The sequence below is a fragment of the Hyalangium sp. genome (assembly GCF_035629615.1).
GTDB lineage: Bacteria > Myxococcota > Myxococcia > Myxococcales > Myxococcaceae > Hyalangium.
In genome coordinates, this window is the sequence record NZ_DASPHO010000816.1 from 1 (window position 1) to 17,369 (window position 17,369).

At 67.8% G+C, this 17,369-nt stretch carries 9 protein-coding genes; 3 read left to right on the forward strand and 6 right to left on the reverse strand.

The genetic code is table 11. The features are described 5' to 3' along the window. Positions 1-908, forward strand: a 908-nt coding sequence (locus VD972_RS40915; protein WP_324994695.1) for a xanthine dehydrogenase family protein molybdopterin-binding subunit, incomplete at its 5' end; no start/stop codon positions are given. Between the two features lie 18 nt (positions 909-926). Here VD972_RS40915 and VD972_RS40920 read toward each other — a convergent pair. Further along, positions 927-1,715 (reverse strand): hypothetical protein, encoded by a 789-nt coding sequence (locus tag VD972_RS40920; RefSeq protein ID WP_324994698.1) that lies wholly within the window; start codon positions 1,713-1,715, stop codon positions 927-929. 216 nt (positions 1,716-1,931) lie between these two features. Further along, on the reverse strand, positions 1,932-3,692 hold the full coding sequence (locus tag VD972_RS40925) for a CotH kinase family protein (RefSeq protein ID WP_324994700.1): 1,761 nt from the start codon (positions 3,690-3,692) through the stop codon (positions 1,932-1,934). 226 nt (positions 3,693-3,918) lie between these two features. Here VD972_RS40925 and VD972_RS40930 point away from each other — a divergent pair, with 226 nt between their 5' ends. Then, the gene (locus tag VD972_RS40930; protein WP_324994702.1) at positions 3,919-4,392 is read left to right on the forward strand and encodes a hypothetical protein; all 474 of its coding nucleotides are present in this window, start codon (positions 3,919-3,921) and stop codon (positions 4,390-4,392) included. Between the two features lie 9 nt (positions 4,393-4,401). Here the strand turns inward: VD972_RS40930 and VD972_RS40935 are convergent, their stop codons facing one another. From VD972_RS40935 to VD972_RS40950, 4 genes are all read right to left on the reverse strand, one after another. Beyond that, on the reverse strand, positions 4,402-6,525 hold the full coding sequence (locus tag VD972_RS40935; RefSeq protein ID WP_324994704.1) for a serine/threonine-protein kinase: 2,124 nt from the start codon (positions 6,523-6,525) through the stop codon (positions 4,402-4,404). Positions 6,526-7,254: 729 nt separating this feature from the next. Continuing rightward, a complete protein-coding gene (locus tag VD972_RS40940; protein WP_324994706.1) occupies positions 7,255-11,835 on the reverse strand; it encodes a putative metal-binding motif-containing protein in 4,581 nt (1,526 codons plus the stop codon). Further along, the gene (locus tag VD972_RS40945) at positions 11,832-12,677 is read right to left on the reverse strand and encodes a tetratricopeptide repeat protein (RefSeq protein WP_324994708.1); all 846 of its coding nucleotides are present in this window, start codon (positions 12,675-12,677) and stop codon (positions 11,832-11,834) included. Before VD972_RS40945 ends, VD972_RS40940 begins: the two co-directional genes overlap by 4 nt. A 172-nt stretch (positions 12,678-12,849) precedes the next feature. Continuing rightward, the gene (locus VD972_RS40950; protein WP_324994710.1) at positions 12,850-16,305 is read right to left on the reverse strand and encodes a tolB protein precursor protein; all 3,456 of its coding nucleotides are present in this window, start codon (positions 16,303-16,305) and stop codon (positions 12,850-12,852) included. A gap of 204 nt (positions 16,306-16,509) precedes the next feature. On the opposite strand from VD972_RS40950, the gene VD972_RS40955 reads away from it, so the two are divergent. After that, positions 16,510-17,369, forward strand: an 860-nt coding sequence (locus VD972_RS40955; RefSeq protein WP_414654208.1) for an LVIVD repeat-containing protein, incomplete at its 3' end; no start/stop codon positions are given.

Sequence of the window (17,369 nt, forward strand, 5' to 3'; positions counted from 1 at the left end):
TGGACATTGGCCAGGGCTCGGACACGGCGCTCGCCCAGTGCGCGGCCGCGGCCCTGGGCCTGTCGCTCGATCAGATCAACTTCACAGGTCCCGATACGGATGGCTCGCCGTATGACTGGTGCACCGCGGGGAGCCGCACCACGTTCACCGTGGGCCGGGTGATCACCCAGGCGTGCGAGCAGATCCAGCAGCAGCTGTTCGAGCACGCCAGCGAGATGTTGGGGAAGAAGGAGAAGGACCTGGAGCTGAGGCCCGGAGGCCTCGTCGGGGTCAAGGGCCAGCCAGACGCGACGGTCTCGTTCGGAGCCATTGCTGGCCGTGCCCTCTACTTCAAGGGAGGGCCGATCATCGCGAGCTCCCGCTGGCTGTTCCCGGCGGTGCCGATCGATCCGAACCACACGAAGGCCGAGGGGGTGTCCTCGATCGGGAATGGATACTTCGTGTTCGCCGCGCAGGTGGTCGAGGTGGAGGTGGACGAGCTGACCGGCCAGGTCCAGGTGCTCGAGGCCTGGAGCGTCCATGACGTGGGCCGCGCGATCAACCCCGCGGCGGCGGAGGGCCAGGTGCAGGGCGGGTTCGTGCAGGGGATCGGCCTGGCGCTGACCGAGGAGCTGGTGTGGAGGGACGGCCACCTGCTCAATCCGTCCATGAGCGGCTACAAGGTCCCGGGCGCGCCCGATGTTCCCGTGGCCATCCACCCGATCCTGCTCGAGCATCCGCACGGAGAGGGGCCCTTCGGGGCCAAGGGGGTTGCTGAGCTCAGCCTGGTGGGCGTGGCCCCTGCGATCATCAACGCGATCCGGGATGCGACTGGGGCGAACGTCACCCGGATTCCCGCCACGGGCGAGCGCGTGCTGCGCGCGTTGATGGCACGGGAGGGGATGGGCACGAGAGACTCCGGGGGATGAAGCCCGGCGGCAGGGACCTCAGAAGCAGCGGGCCTTGGCCGCCACACCCGCTCGGGCGGAGCCGCCGTGGAGCCACCAGTGCCAGCCTGCTCGGGAGAGCTCGATGAACTCACTGGCGCCATCGAACTGGCCCGCCATGTGCGTCAGGGCACAGACCTGGCCGCTGGTGCGCCCCAGGTAGGAGGGGGAGCCCTGGCTCTGGTTCCAGGAGTGCTCGCTGCTGTAGGTGCTCACCGTGACGCACCGGGCTCGGGCGTAGCCATTCCGGGCCTGCGAGGCTCCCGACAGGAACCACGAACCCCCGCTCTCATAGATGCCGGCCCAGTCCGCCGGACTGTTGAAGGCACCGCCCACGCGCGTCAGGAAGCAGACACGGCCTCGGGTCGAGCCCATGTTCGTCGGCCGAGGCTGCCCCGCCGTCCACTCATAAGCGGTGGAGTAGGCACTGGCGCCGGGCAGGGTCGCGCACGCGGCGGCGGCACTGGTCGAGCCGGCCCCGTGGAGGTTCCAGGTCTCTCGCGAGGCGAGAATGCGCACGGAGTCGCCGCTGCTATCGAAGCTCCCCCGGATGCGGGTGAAGAAGCAGGCGCGGTCCGAGGTGGAGGAGAGAGGAGTGGCAGGCTGGGGCGAGGCCCAGGAACCTCCGTTGGAGTAGGACAGCTCCTGGGTGACGGTATTTGTCGTGAGCTGCAGCTCGCCGAGGTCGTCAATGTCCTCTCCGCGCGGTTCCTCCAGCCCTTCGGGGCCGCAGCCCCACAGATTGGCGATCAGGGGCAGCACCACGACGAGGCGAGAGAGTTTCCGCACGGCATCCTCCTTGGAAGTCAGCGAAGGCTGAAATCCAAGATGAGGCGGCATTTCTATAAAACGAGGTTAGACAGGCCTTAACTGTCAACCGCTAGAAACCGGAACCACCTCACCCGGAGGCTTTGTGGAGCGGGACGGACATTCTCGACTCTCAAGGCGAGAGAGCACGTTGCCGCGTCTCCCCCGCCGCGTGGGATGCCTTGGGCAGACGGTGTGCTACCGCGTCTCCCAGCCCTGCTCACCGCGCACGTAGCGCTGGCCGTCTGGCAGCGGGCCGTAGAAGAGCACGTCGAAGTAGCCCACGACGTTGACGCCGTTGAAGACGCCGATCTCCCCTCTGTCCGCAAACCTCAGCCCCAGCTCCGAGGCGGTGAAGCGGCGGCTCTCCCCCGGACCGAGCGTGACTTCCGGGAGCACCGTCGCCGTGGGGCGGCTCACCAGGCTCGTGAGACTCACGCGCAGGTTCGTGGTCAGGATCTTGCCGCCCAGTGACACCGAGGTGTTGCTCCGGTTGCCCAGCACGATGAACCCCTGACGCGGGTCGAACTGCTCGATGACGAGGCCCGGCCTCTTCGCAGCGAACCGGTTCAGCTCCTCATAGATGAACCGGCGGCGCAGGGTGACGAAGTCCTGCATGAAGGTGCGGCCCGCCACGAACTTGTCGTAGTCCATGTACGGATCGTCGCGCATGTGCGGCGCCACCACGGCGTGGAGCGCGTCGATGTACGGGTTCATCACCTCCGGCTTGAAGAACTCGTCCAGGGCCTTGTGAAGGTACGTCTCCAGCCGAGCGCGCAGCTCGCGGTTGAGCACTACGCGAGAGCCCAGGTTGGAGAACACCGGCAGGTAGCCCGGGTACTCGCTCTTCCGCCGGTCATACATCTTCTGCGTCCAGCCATCGGTGATCGTGAAGGGGAAGAGCGTGTGCTCGTAGATGGGCCGCTCGCCGACGGGCAGCGGGTACCACCAGCGCGCGTCCACGTTGTTGAGATCCCACGGCACGTACACCCAGCGGCCCGTCACCTCGTCGTGGATGAAGTAGCTCTCCGAGTCCTCCACGTAGTCATTGGCCATCAGCGCATCCATGACCATGGAGCGCAGGAACCACTCCACCTCCAGGTGCTGCTCCAGGGTGCTCGCGAACAGGGGCTCGGGGGTGTGGTTGATGAGGGCCAGCACCTCGTGGAGCTCGGTGTCCGGCTCCTTCTCGTTCGTCTTCTTCTGCCACTTGCCCTGGTAGGGCACCTTCCACGTCTTGAACTCGCTGTCCTTCCAGCCGCACCGGTAGATCGTCGCGTCGTCGTCCGAGAACTCGTGGGCCTCGAGGAAGGCCTTGTTCACCTGCTCGATGTCCAGGAACGGCCCCTGGTACACGCCGTTCACCGTGACACGGACGAACTTCGTGCTCGGCGCGGGCACGCGCATGGCGGCCAGCACGTCATAGGCGATCTTCTCCCCCAGCAGCGTGGCGTCCGCGTACTCGGCCACGAGGTTGAGCGAGGTGCGGCCCTCGAAGCGGACGCCCTTGGCGAAGTTCACGTTCCAGCTCTTCTTGGGGAAATACCGCGCCGACGCCCCCCGCAGGCGCACCTTCACGTTGTAGGAGACACCGCTCGCCCGGAAGACGGCGTCCTCCTCCGGAGCCTCCGGATCGGCGAGGAACTTCTGCAGCACCGCATCCGGCATGATCAGCGCGTATTCCGGGACGGAGGTCTGCACCGGCGGCAGCACGAAGGGTCGCTGCGCCTCCGGAGGAGGGAGCTCCGGAGGTTTCTCCTCGGGCGGTATGACGGGAGGAGGCTTCTCCTCGGGCGGTGTCACGGGAGGCACGCTCACGGGTGGATCCACCGGTGGCGTGTATTCCTCTCCTATCGGTGTCGTGTCTTCCTCGATGGGAGGCGTAGGGCCTGGGCCTGGGGCCTGACAGGCGAACAGAACTGTCAGACAGCTGGCCAGCAAGAGTCGCGAGAGTCTCATGGGGCTACCCGTCAGCAAGGAGTGTGCCCTGCCATCCGGGGGCTCCAGGGCCCCTGTGTGGGAGGAAATGGGAAGGCTGGGGGTCTCCGTGGGGTCCTCGAAGGCTTGCTCGCCTGCTCCTCGGCAGGGAGAGCGCCGGCCGTCAAGGGAAGCGGCTGCGGCAGCGGCCCGGTCCCACCCCTACCTTTGGAGAAAGGATCTGACTGCGACAGCGAGGGAGCCGCTCATGGAGTCCTGGAACCAGACATCGACCGATACGGTACGCTCGCATGTGCCCGAAGAGGTCAACAAGCGCATCGACGAGCACGTCGAGCGCTGCGTGCGGCACATGGCGCAGCAGGAGCGGCCGGAGATCTCCCGCTACCTCAAGAAGCTCGAGCGGGAGTGGGATCTCAACCGGGCGGTGATGGTGGTGGGCTCCCTGGCGGCCGTGCTGGGGCTGTGGCTGGCCCGGCGGGACGGCCGCGGCTGGCAGATCTTCGGCGGGACGGCCGCGGGGCTGCTGCTCCAGCATGGACTGTTCGGCTTCGGACCCCTGGCCGAGCTCGTGCGCGCGGTGGGCGGCGTCCGCACGCGCAGGGAGATCGACCTGGAGAAGTTCGCCCTCAAGGCGCTGCGGGGTGACTTCGAGCGGATCCCCAAGAATGATGGGGGCCCCCTGGCGCGTGCGAACGCGGCGCTCGTGGCCGCGCAGTCCTGAGCGGCGGGATCAGGTGGGGGCGGCCTGGGCCTTCTCCCGGTCCTGGGCTTTCTCCTTCTTGCGCTCGAGCATCCTCAGCTGCCGCCGCTCGCGCCGGTGCTTCCGGGCCTGCTGCAGGAGGTCCATCCCGCGGATGAGCGGATCCCTCCAGGCGGCGTGCGTCTGCCGGGGCAGGCCCCGCTCGTTGCGGCCCCACTTCTCGCGAGCGAGCAGCTTCGCCTCATAGCCGAAGAGCGCCTCGTAGAAGGACTCCCAGACGTCGCCGCTGTACTTGCAGACGAACTGGCGGAGCGCGCCCTCCTCCAGCCCCCGCAGGCGCATGGAGCGCAGCATCACCTCCACCTCTTCGATGAAGGGCTGGCGCTCGGCCGCGACCATGCGATCCACCAGGAAGTAGAAGCCGCTGGCCGCCAGTAGCGCTCCGCCCAGCAGGCCGGCGGCCAGCACGAGCAGGCCAAAGCGGTAGAGGCCGTATCCCGCCCCGCCCAGCAGCAGCAGCCACACCAGCCAGGTGCCCAGCGGGGCCGAGAGGATGAACTGCCGGAGGTGGAGGAAGAGCGTCCCGTTGTGGAAGAGGCCTCGCAGGGTGAAGGAGAGCATCCACGTGGAGGCCGAGAAGGCCGCCACAGCCGCGGCCACGAGCGGCCCCCCCCGCCACGCGGCGAGCCCCGTGGCCACCGCGCTCACCCCTGCGAAGCCGAGCACCGCCGCCCGGCGCCTCGAGCCCCAGGGGGCGCGGTTGTACTCCAGCACGCAGCGCTCCAGCAGGTTGGCGTGCTCCTCCCGCGGAGAGAAGGCCGTCGTGCCCTCGATTCCGAGGAACGCCTCGAGCTCCCGGATGAGCCCGCCCAGGTTCTGGAACCGCTCCTCGGGGAGCTTGGCCAGCATTCGCAGCACGATGTCCGAGAGCGCCTTGGGCACGCGCCGGACGAGCTCCTCCGGCGGGATGGGCGGCTCCATGACGTGCATGCCCATCATTGCCGCCACCGACTCGGACTGGAAGGGAGGGCGGCCGGTGAGCAGGAAGTAGAACGTGCACCCCAGCGAGTAGATGTCCGCGCGGGCATCCACGTCCGGGGAGTTCTCCACCTGCTCCGGGGACATGTAAGCCGGGGTTCCCCCCGAGTCGGACGCCTGCGGCTCCTGCGCGGGGCCCTGGAGCGGGTGGAGCTCCGTCCTGTCGCCGGCCCCCGGCTCCTGGCCCGAGCGCTTCACCAGGCCCATGTCCGCCACCTTCACGATGCCGTTGCGGTTGAGCAGCAGGTTGTCCGGCTTGATGTCGCGGTGGACCATGCCCATGTCGTGGGCGAACTTGAGCCCGCGCGCGGCCTGGAGGATGTACCCGGCGGCCACCTCTGGATCGAGCCGGCCCTCGCGCGTGATGAGGGACTGGAGGTTCTCGGCGTCCACGTACTCCATGCTGTAGAAGTAGATCTGCTTCTCCGAGCCGCAGTCGTAGATCTGGACGATGTTGTGGTGGACGAGCTGCGCGGCGGCGAAGGCCTCCTGGGTGAAGCGGTAGACGAACTGGGGATCCCGGGCGAGGCTCGGCCGGAGGATCTTCAACGCCACATCCCGAGCGAGCGAGAGCTGGCGGGCCAGCCACACGGTCCCCATGGCGCCGGCGCCGAGCTTTCGCAGGAGCTGGTAGCCGCCCAGCCGCATGCCATGGCTGAGGGCCGTCCCATGCCGGTCGAGAGACGTTCCATGCCGGTCCAGAGACTGGAGGGACGGGACGGGCTCTGTGAGCGACTCGTCCAGAGGCGGGGCGGGAGCAGGGAGGGAGGGCCGGGAGCCCGTCGCGAGGGGGGAACGGGTGGCCGAGCGCGGTCCCGTCGGCCGCTGGGGTGTGGGCGCTCGCGGCATGCCCGCGGGAGGTGTGGCTCCCTGGCCTCTGCGCGGAGCAGGGGAGGGCGGCTGAGGGGCTGGCTCCTTGCGCGGGACAGGGGTGGTGGGAACTCCTTGCTCGCTGCGTGGAACAGGAGCGAGGGCGGCCACCTCGGGCGGGCGAGTCACCTTCTCGGTCCGCAGCTCCGGCTCATCCGCCGGGGGGGGCTCCGCTCTCGCCGGAGCGGCGGCGGGGGGCGTCACGGGGGCCCGCGTCAGGATGACGGTGGATTCCTCGAGAGGCACTGGGCGCGCGGGCTCCAGCGGAGGTGCTTGTTCTAAGGCGACGGGGCCGGTGTGAGGGCCATCCTCGGTCAAGCGAGGCGTAATGTTCGGGAGAGTGTCCAGGGGGATCGGTGAGAGGGGCCTGGGCGGGGAAGGGAGGCTGGACTCGGGCGCGGGCCTGGGAGGGGAGGGCTCGGGGAAAGCCCTGGCCGAGAGCGGGCGAGGAGGCTCGGTGAGGGCCCTGCGCGAGGCAGGAGGAGGGGGCTCCTGGCTGGCGTCCTGCAACGCTGCGGCGAGGGACTCTCGGAGCGGCACTGACAGCTCGTTGAGAGTGGTGGGAGCCGCCTCCTCCGAGGGGGGGGGCGAGGGGGCAGGAGGCTCCTTCGCCAGGGGGGCCTGGGAGAGGGGCTGTGGGACAGGGGTGAGTGGGATGATGACCGTCGCCTCTTCAGGGACGGTGGAGGTGCCTCCAGCCCGTTCTGGCACCACGAACGGGAAGCTGCGCCGGCAGGCCTCGCACTTGAGCGCGTGCCTGCCGGGCGCTAACACCAGCTCGTGGCGGTGCTGGCAATGTGGGCACTGAACCGTCATGGATGCCTTCTACACGCAGGGCATCCCTGAGCCTGTGCCGGACAGGCTACTCAAGACAAGCGGAAGCACAGAAAGGGGTCCGCTCCCCGTCTTCTCAAGGGGCCGCCCATGGGGCCGACCGTCGGTAATGCCAGAGAGCACCAGGCCGGGTCGGTCGGGTCAGGGCTTGAACTGGACGACGTAGGCCGTGAAGGTCGCCGTGTTGATGAAGCTCTCCCGATAGAAGAGCAGCGTGGAGTTGTTTGACAACACGGCCAGGGCGCGCATCTCGTTGATGAGCTCGCCCGACGCGTACCGTCCTTCTCCGTGGAGCTGTCCCGAGGACCACTGACCACCGCCGAACACGAGGGTTCGGCTTAGGTCCACGGGAGTCGTCAGCGGGACCGACGCGGTAGCCCCCGTGAGCTGCTGCGTGACCTGCTGCACGACGGTCCCTACAGGGAAAGTGACCACCTCCCAGGAGATCTCGCCGAAATTCGAGCCGGCGCAGTTGACCGTATCGCCCTCGCCTCGCGAGAACCTCACCGTCGCTCCGTTGTTGATCAGCTCCCCGCGTAGCGCGCGCTCGCAGATCCTCGCGCTCGTGCCGTCGTTAATGTACGAGTACAGGACGATCGATCTGTCCAGCGCCACAGGCGAGGCCAGGGTGACCTCCGTGTTCGTCGCCCCACTCGCCAGGCTGGTCACCCCCCGCTGAAGCTGGGAGCCCGAATACGAGACCGCCTGAAGGTGGTTGTTGTCGGTGACACCGCACCCCCCCAGCTTCCGGATCTCGGCAAGCGTCGAAGACTTCATCTCCACGAGCCGGTAGACACCGCTGCCCATGTTGTTGATATCGCGCTGGCTGCTGAGCAGCAGGAAGGTGCCGCTCGGCGTAGTGGCGAAGAGGGGGACGGGAGTGATGTCCCCTGAGCAGTTGGTGGCGTGATGCTGGACAGCCACGCCCGAGGGGAACTCCGCCGCACTCCAGCGGATGTTCACAGTGGCATTGTTATCGAACCTCTCGCACCTGACCTGAGTGCCACCGTCCAGGAAGCACCGGACGTTGCCCCTGTCAGAGCGCGCGTGTGTCGAGGTGGCTTGGAAGGTCAGGAACGCCTTATGCACATCGAGGAGCGCAGGCGTAATGGGGCAGGTGACACTCACATCATCGAGAATGCAGGTGCCGGTCCGGACGGTGGGGATGATGGACTCGGTCTGGGTGGCGGAGGTGAGGCCTGGGGCCGAGGCCGTCAGCGTGAGGGGGGCCGTGGCGTTGATGCCGCCCGTGAGGCCCTTGAAGTAGAAGTTGGCCGAGCTGTTGCCCGCTGCAATGGTGACTTCAGTGGTGGGGGTGGTGCAGCCCGCATCCGAGAAGAACTCCGTCGTGGCTGAGGCACTGAGGTCGGCGGTGACGCCCGTGCTCACGAAATTGCCGAAGGCATCCTGGCTCTGCACCGTCCGCATGGCACACGTGCCCGCGAGCAGGGTCTGCGGAGGCGTGCTGGCGGAGAAGGCCAGCACGGCCATGCTGCCGGGGGTGACGGTGTGGTCCTGAGTGGCGCTGGTGAGCGTACCGGAGGCTGTGAGCGTCACGGTCCGCGCCTTCTCGGCTTTGAAAAATAAGAGCACCGCAGACTGGTTGCTGGGGACCGTGACGCTTGTAACGACGGTGCTGCAGCTCGCGCCCGAGTAGAACCTGAACTGTGGGTCCGCGGGCGTCCCGGACTGCCCAAGGTTGACGGTCGTGTCCATGGCCACGGGAGCTGCGCTGTTGCTGGGGTCCGATGACTGAACCCTGATGAGGGATGAGCAGCTGCCCGCCATGACGGTGCGAGCCGGGGTGGTGAATCGCCACTGGGTCGGCACGGGCGTGATGAAGGCATTCTGGGTGGCGCTGGTGAGGCTCCCCGCGGATGCGGTGATCGCGACTGTTCCCGGGGCAGACCCCTTGAAGTAGAAGCTGGCGCTGCCCTGCCCCGGGCTGATGGTGACCGAGGTCACCACGGTGGTGCAGGTGTTGTTCGAGTAGAAGGTCAGGCTCGCGGACGGCGTGGTGTTGAGGTTCACCGTGGTGGGGGCAATGACCGTCGTCGGGCTCCCCGACGCCCGTACCTCGACCGTCACGATGTCAGAGCAGGCTGCCACTTGGACGGTGCGCGCGGTCGTCGTGAAGGCCAGCTCGGTCGGCGCCGGCACGTTAATGGTCTGCTGTTGAGTGGCACTGGTGAGGCCGTTGCTGCTCACGGTGACGGTCACGGTCTCCGCGGCCGTGTCCTTGAAGTAGAAGCTCGCGTTGCTCCCGCCTGCCGGAACCGTGACGAAGGTCGTCGGGCTCGAACACCCTGCCCCCGAGTAGAAGGTGATGTTGGCCGTGGAGCCCATCAGGCTGATGGGCGTGTTGGCCGTGGCCGTCACGACGTTGTCGAAGGTGTCCAGCAGCCGCACGGTGGTGATGGCCGAGCATGCGCCCACCTCGAGGGTCTGCGGCGCAGTCAGGAAGATGAGCTTGCTGGGCGCGGCTGGATTCACGGTCAGGGCCAGCGTGCCTGGAGTGAGCGACGCTCGGGTCGCCGTCACCGTCACGTTCCCCGCCACCGTTCCCCTCATGTAGACGGTCGTGCTGCTCTGGCCCGAGGTGATGATCACCTGGTTCGTCGGGCCCGCGCAGTTGGCCGCTGTCGAGAGCGTGAAGCCCGTGGAAGGGCTCGCCGCGAGATCGATCGTCTGATTGCCCGAGACGGGCGTCGCGTTGCCATGGGGGTCATTCACCCGCAGGGTGACCGGCGTGCAGCCTCCCGCCGCCACCGTCAGCGGCGACTGTGGGAAGGCCAGGGTCGTCGGCGGGCCGGGGTTGATGGTAACACTCTGGTTCCCAGTGATGCTGCTCAACGCCGCCGCCAGCGTCGCCGCCCCCGCTCCTGCGCGAGTCCCCCGGAAGTAGAAGCTCGCGTCGCTCGAGTTGGCAGACATGGTCACCGACGGCACCGCGGCCCCCGCGCAGCCTGGTTCCGAGAAGAACTGGAACCCCTCGGGAGGTGCCGCCGACAGGATCACCGCCGTGTTCGTACCCACCCTCACCGCATTGCCATGCAGGTCCCTGAGCTGCACCGTCGCCACACCCGAGCAGCTCCCCGCAGACACCGTCTGCGGTCCGGTGGTGAAAGCGAGCACGCTGGCCGTCCCTGGGTTGATGGTGACGCTCAGCGGCCTGCTGGTCAGACTGCCAGAGGTCCCGCTGATGGAAGAGGTCCCCGCCTGGGTGCCGCGGTAACGGAAGGTCACTGAGCCGGTACCCTGGGCGATCGTCACGGTGGGCGTGGTGGGTGTGCATCCAGCGTCGGTCGAGAACGTCAGCGGCACACCGCTCGAGGTCAGGTTGATGGTCGTGCCTGAAGTCGCGGGTGTCGGATTGTCATGCGCGTCCCGCAGCTCGACCGTGACCAGCCCCGAGCAGTCCCCCGCCGGCAAAGGCGCCGGCCCCGTGAACACCATGACGGAGGGAGGACCCGCATTGATCGTCGCGGACTGCAAGCTCCCGGTAAACCCGCTGGCCGTGAGGGACATGCTCACGCTGCCGGCCCTCGTGCCTCGGAAGTAGAAGCTGCCATTGCTCGTGCCGGCGGTGAGGTCCAAGCCCGTCACTGCAGAGGTGCAGCCCGCGTCCGAATAGAACGTGAAGCCCGTGGGCGGAGCGGCCGAGAGCGCCACCCGCGTGGTGGTCGCCACCGGCGCCGGGTTGCCCTGTGCATCCTGAGCCTGGAACTGGACGACCTGCGAGCAGGCTCCCGCTATCGCCGTCCGCGCGGCAGAGGCGAAGATCAGCCGGTTGCCAGGCCCCGCAATGATCTGCACGGCCCTGGAAGCCGGCGTCAGGCCGGTGGCCGACGCGTTGAGCGTGACCTCTCCCGCAACCTGGCCCAGGAAGAAGAAGGGTGTACTGCCCACGTTCGTGGCCAGGTTCACGCTCGCGATGGACGTCGTGCACGCGGCATCTGAGAAGTAGATCACACCTCCGCTCTGGGTCTGCAGGCTCACGGCGACGGGCGCGATGACCTGGGTGTCGGAGCCGCTCTCGTCCTTCACCTTGACCATGGCACTCGTGCAGGTGCCAGCTGTCACGGTACCGGCCTGCAACTCCAGCGCGAGCGCCGTCGGCGGGCCAAAGCACGCTGTGGCTGGGCAGCCAGATGCCTCACACCCCTTCTTGCCATCGCAGTTGAGGTCCGTCTGGAGCGAGCACTGCTCCACCACGCCCGGGTTCACCGTCCCTGCCTCGTCGTTGCAGTCCGCTCCGCCTGCTTGGCTGTCGACGTATTGGTCACCGTCTCCATCCGTGCCGGGCTTCAGCTGGAGCGGATCCGCCTGAATCGTCTTGCCCCTCACGAAGGAAGCACTCACCGTCTCGAAGCGGCCGTTCGGCGTCCGCGCCTCCTGGCCGCCCTGGCAATCGCCGTCCCGGTACGGGCGCGCGGCAAGCTCTACGGTCTGTGGCAGCGAACCCCTCGGGACCGCCGTCTCCAGAACATCCCCCGTTCGAGTCAGCCACTTCTTGCCCAGGGTGCTGTGGCTCGAGGCATCGCGGACCTCTAGGAGCACGCAGGTCGCGGAGACCCCGGAGGCAAGCACCACCTGGGCGTGGATGACCTCACAGCGATCCGGGTTGCGCTCGCAGAACTTCTGTTCTGCCTCGTCGAAGTCGGCACAGCCCATCCAGAGCCCGAGCAGCGCCACCCCCAATGCGCGGAGACAGGTGTTCACGGCCACCTCCCTTGCACGAACGCAGAGGTCCCGTTGGTCCCGACCCTCAGGGCCGTCTCATCCGAGGGAGGCCCGAAGGCGTACCAGCCCAAGGCAAACCCCAGCCCTGCCACTCCGGCTCCCATCAGCCCCACGCCGACGGACTGGAAGGTACGTCCCCGAGAGGAGGCTTGCTGCACATCCTCAGGGGTCGCGAGCGTCGAGTGATCACCGTTCAGCCGGGACAGCTCTCCGCGGGACATGGCCCAGGAGGTGCCACCAAGCACCAGGAGGACACCTCCGCCAATGGCAGGGCCGAGGATCTGGGGGCGCATGAAGCTCCGGCGCGAGGGCTCTGGCTTCGGCTCTGGCGGGAGATCGATCACCACTGCCCCTGGCTTCGGGTCCTGTGGCTTGTCCAGAGGCCGAGGAGGGGGCCGTGGGGGCTCGGGAGGTTTCTGCCTGGCGGCCAGCTCCTGCTTGACGGACTGGCGTACGCGCTCGAGGTGCTGCGCCACCTTGGGGGAGACCTCCTTCAAAGGAAGCTTTGCCTCGGGCTGGAGCTCGAGCGCCTTCCTGAACGCGGCGGCGGACTCTTCCCAGCGGCTCATGTCGGCCAGGATGACGCCTTCGTACAGCGCCAAGGCCACGAGATGCCCTGGCGCGCGCGCGACGGCTCGGGCGCGGGTGATCTGGTTCAACGCGCTCTCGTATTCCAGATCCTCGTAGAGGCGCTCGACCGAGAGGAGGTAGGCCCGTACCTCGGAGTCATCTTGGGCGAACGCGGATGCGGGAGGCAGCAGGATCAGGAGCAGGGTCATCATCCCTGCGAGGATCCGGCTGAGCAGCAGTGGGCCTGGCATGTGTCCCCCATAGACGCTGCGCGGCGCGCGCGCATCGCGTCGGGTGCCGCCCTGTTGGGCGCGGGGCGCAACTTACCAAGTCAACCCGTCTGCACAATTCACCATGTGGCCCGCTGTCCTGCTCCCTGAGGAGCAGGCAGGCGGGACCGCGGGACGTGACGAGGCGAACCCTCTACTGCATGGGCAGCCCCGATCGCCCGATGTAGGCCCCAGCCGGGATGCTGGGCGGTGGCCGCCTGTCGCTCCGCTGATCGAAGAAGCCATTGAGGCCGGCGATGCCAATCGAGAAGTTCGTCACCCAGCCATCATCTGGCTTGCCTGCCGCGGCGCCGATGTCGATCGGCCGAGCGAAGTGCAGCCGCATCAGCAGAGGCCCCAGCGACAGGTTGAAGCCCAGGGCGAAGTCCAGCGTCCGGCGATCCCACATCCGCCGCGACGAGTTCCCCACGCCGCCCAAGTCCACACCGGCGATGGCCTCCAGATCGCTCAGGAAGGCGACCCGGATGATGTCGTTGAGCGGCACCTGCAGCTCCATCGTGGAGTAGGCGAAGTGGCGGCCGAGCAGCCAGTCCTCGTCTCCGAAGTTCACACCGCGCAGGGTGTCGAAGCTGGACAGGAAGTAGGAGCGCGCATAGCGGCCGCCGAACGTGGTGCCGCCGGCGGCGCGGATGAAGATGTTGCTGCGTCCGTAGATGGGGAAGTAGCGCTCCAGATCCAGCCGGAGGTTGCTGTAGGCCTGTTCGTTGAAGGGCTGTGCGCCCACCGCGGCCTCCAGGAGCGCCGAGCTGCCTGAGAGCGGCCCCGTGGCGTAGTGGTAGCGGATGGTGTTGTAGCCGATCTGCCCCGTCAGCTCTGTCTGGAAGCGCGCCTCGTCGTTGGCGTCGAGCCATGGCCGGTACAGGTTCTCACCTGTGGGGTTGAACGAGGGGTTCTCCAGGCGGAAGGCCGTGTACGAGTCGATGAAGTACGAGGTGCCGCCCGCCGTGAGCTCTCCCTGCAGGTAGAGGAAGGTGCTGAGCGGGTAGCGCACGCTGGCGATCGCGCCGTAGTAGCGCTCGCCCGAGAAGAACGAGGTGCCCTGCGCCGCGAACGTCTCATCCAGCCGGAAGCGCAGGGACTGGAAGAGGCCCGCGCCCCAGACGGTGCGCTTCTCCTGGTTCACGTAGAGCAGCACGCCATCGGTCAGCTTGAACGAGCCGTAGATGGCCATGTTGAGCAGCATGGCGTGGTTCTTCATCCGGTCGGTCGCCATGGCGAACACCTGGCCGTAGAAGCCGCCGCTGCCCGCGCCGGCAAAGCCGAAGATGGGACCCACCTCGATGTTCTGCCGGGTGAAGGGACGGTACTGCTCGGCGCCCGCCAGGGGCATGAAGGCCAGCGGCGTGGGCGGCGCGGCCGGGGGTGACTCCTCCGTGGCCAGGCTCAGCATCTTCGGCGCGCGCAGCAGCGAGGGCCGGCGCTCGCCGGACTGGTGGAAGAGCACCCACAGGGCTCCCTCGGGGCCCGGGCCCGGCTCGAAGATGCCGGTGGTGACGTCCGTGCGTCGGACGATCTTTCCGTCCGCCAGCAGCTCGTGCAGGTCCGAGCTGCTGTTGCGCCAGGCCACGAAGAAGATGCGGCCGTCCGCCAGGGCCACCGGGTCCGCCTCGTCTCGCGCCTGGGTGGTGAGGCGCTCGGCCTGGGCTGGCACATCCGGCTTGATGCGGAACAGGTTGTAGAAGCGGTGCGACGTCGCATCCGAGGTGTAGATGATGCCGCTGGGGCCCCAGGTGATCTGCCGCTCGGCGTAGATGTCATCGGTGAGCTTGCGGGGCTTCGCGTCCTCGCTCCCGTCCAGCGAGAGCAGGTACACGTCCCGGATGCCCGCGTCGTTGATGCCGATGAACGCCAGCTGCTTGCCGTCCGGCGAGAAGGCCACGGAAGGTACCCCGAGCAGCCCGTGCTGGCCCACGCGGTACGCGATGCGATCCCCCGCATCCAGATCCACCGAGAAGCTCGTCTGACGCTGGAAGCCGGTGCGCATGGCACCGCGGCGCACCAGCTCGTCACCGGTCTTCTGCTCGGAGGTGTACGAGTAGCGCTGCACGTAGATCACGTCCCGTGCGTTCGCCTCCGCCACGAACGCGAACTGATCCTTCGTCATCGCGAAGTTGCGCCCGAAGATGGGGTGGAGGGACTCGGCGCCCGGCACCCCGTCATTCGCGACTTTGATGGCGCTGTCCGGCACCTTGGGATCCGCCAGGTACAGCCGGCTCTCGCCCGTGTCCGGGACGATGGTGCGGTACATGATCACCCGGCCGTCCGGCGAGCTGTTCATCGCCGTGGTGATGCCGGGGCGCTCCTCCACCATCTCCAGCGAGGGAGCGGCCTGCTCGGAGCTCAGGTAGTCCTTGAAGGCGCGCCGCTTCATCCAGTTCTCGAAGCGGGCGGAGATCTTCTTCGGCTCGTCTCCGGTGAGCCGCTCCAGCAGCTCCTCGAACTTCATGGACGGCGTGTCCTTGCCGCCCGAGACGAGCTTGGGCGACTCCTCCAGCACCCGCTGGATGAAGCCCTTGCCGTACTCCTCCTCCAGGAACGTCACCCGCGCCTGCCCCGCCTTGTAGATCCACAGGAAGCCGTAGGGCCCTTGGGAGAAGAAGTCGAGGAAGGCATAGCCCTTCATGAGGTTGGGGTTCACCATCAGATCCCTCACGAGCATCTCCCCCTCGGGATCCAGGCCCCGCTTGGCGTAGAACTCGGCCAGGCCTTCGATGAACCAGAGGGGGATGCCCTGCAGCGGATCCCCGAACGTCTTCTTGGTGTTCGCGACGGTGCGGACCTTCTGGATGGTGAACTGGTGCGCCAGCTCGTGGGTGCTGATCTCCTCGAAGAGCCGGTGATCCCCCAGGTACGGCAGCGAGAGCTTGAGATCCCCCTCGGTGCTGGTGACGCCCAGGGTGCCCTCCGAGACGGCGAAGATGTTCGTCTGCAGGAACTCCTGGTAGGTGTTGTAGAGGATGTAGGGGAACGTCTCCGTGGGCACGTAGTGGAACTGGTCCACCAGGTAGCGGTACGCATCCTCGATGAGCGGAGCGGCGCGCTCGGCCACCTGGCGCTCGCGCTCGTAGAAATAGAAGCGCACGCCGCCGGTGGCCGCGCCCAGGGACTTGGCGTACTGGACGCCTGCATCTGCCGGGGTGCCTCCGTCAGCCCCCCCCAGCGCGATCAGCCCCGTGGTGGACGGCGGTGTCCCTTCCGCCAGCACGCCGCCATCCATGGGGACGCCTCCGTCGGCCGCCCCCGCCAGCGCCACGTCCCCGCCGCCGGTGGGCGGGCTGGAGGTGACGCTCTCCGTCTCCTGGGGAGGCTCAGAGACCGAGCCCTCGGTCGGGAGGGTGTGGGGGGGCACGGTGGGTGCCTGGGGAATGGGGCCTCCCGGCACACCGGGGGGCAGCGGAGCCGTCTTGCTCGGCGGATCGGCCTCACCCGTGGCCGCGGGGCCTACCAGGATGTCCACGTGCCGCCACTCGAAGTCGAAGGTGTTGACCTGGCTCCTGTCAGCCCGGCGGGGATAGACGAAGACCTGAGCGAGCGCCACGCTCGGCAGGAGCAATAGAAGCAGCGCGGCGGCGGTGGGGCGTCGGTTCACGGGTACGACCTCGGGGGCCTTTGGGGACGAGCGACGGAGCGTACGTAGGGATGAAGGCTCCCTCTGGGGAGTGGGAGGCACAAGGAGAACGTGCGATTTTGCTCAGCTCTGCACTTCCGGGGTGTCCAAGAGGCACTTGGCGGGTAGGACTTTCGTCCTGGCGTGCCACCCGGTATGCAAGGGGCTATGATCCGCCTCCTTTCAATGTCCATGGGTGCCCTGCTGCTCACCGCGGGGTGTGGGAAGAGCGAGCCACCGGCTCGGAATGACTGTGCGCTCGAGAAGCTGGACTTGAGCGCCTGTGACACGTCGGGGCTCGGCGCCCTCCAGACCGACGGCATCTGGAACATGGATCTCACCTTCGATGACGGGGAGAAGACCTCCGGCGTCATCAAGTACCTGGGGGAGCCGAAGCTCTCCGGGTTGCCCATCACCAGCAAGCGCGTCGAGCCGGGCCTGTTCGTTGTGACCAGCGAGGTGCCTGCCGCCGACGGGAGCCCCGTCCAGTTCCTGTTCGCGGGCTGCCGCTCGTCCACGCCCACCCAGGTGGAGGGCGTGTTCCGCCGCTGCGTCAACGGCACCCAGGATCTGGGGGGGGCCTTCCAGGCGAGGCGCATCCAGCGCCGGGCCGATGAGGCCGAGGCCACGGGGATCGGGCTCGTCTCGGAGCTCGCGCTGCCGCGAGGCAGCGCCCAGGACGTGTTCGTGGCGGGAGGCTTCGCCTACGTCGCGGCGCGCGAGGAGGGCCTCTTCATCTATGACGTCTCGAACCCCGCGGCGCCGAGCCTGGCGGCGGATCTGAAGCTCTCCGAGCAGGACGCCGACGCCTGGCACCAGGTCTGGGTGAAGGATCAGACGATGTACATCGCCAGCACCAAGCGGGGGGTGCTCGCCTACGACGTGACGAACCCGAGGCAGCCGGTCGCGGTCAAGTCGTTCCCCCCGAGCACGACCTTGGATGTACGCGCGGTGACGATGGACGGCACCTGGCTCTACGCGGCCGCTCCCTACCCGAACGCGGAGGTGCTCGTCTTCGACGCCACCAACCCCCGGGATCTGGTGGT

Coding starts and splice junctions, on each gene's coding strand:
- VD972_RS40925 (WP_324994700.1), bottom strand. CDS start 3,692: ATGAGACTCTCGCGACTCTTGCTGGCCAGCTGTCTGACAGTTCTGTTC.
- VD972_RS40930 (WP_324994702.1), top strand. CDS start 3,919: ATGGAGTCCTGGAACCAGACATCGACCGATACGGTACGCTCGCATGTG.
- VD972_RS40945 (WP_324994708.1), bottom strand. CDS start 12,677: ATGCCAGGCCCACTGCTGCTCAGCCGGATCCTCGCAGGGATGATGACC.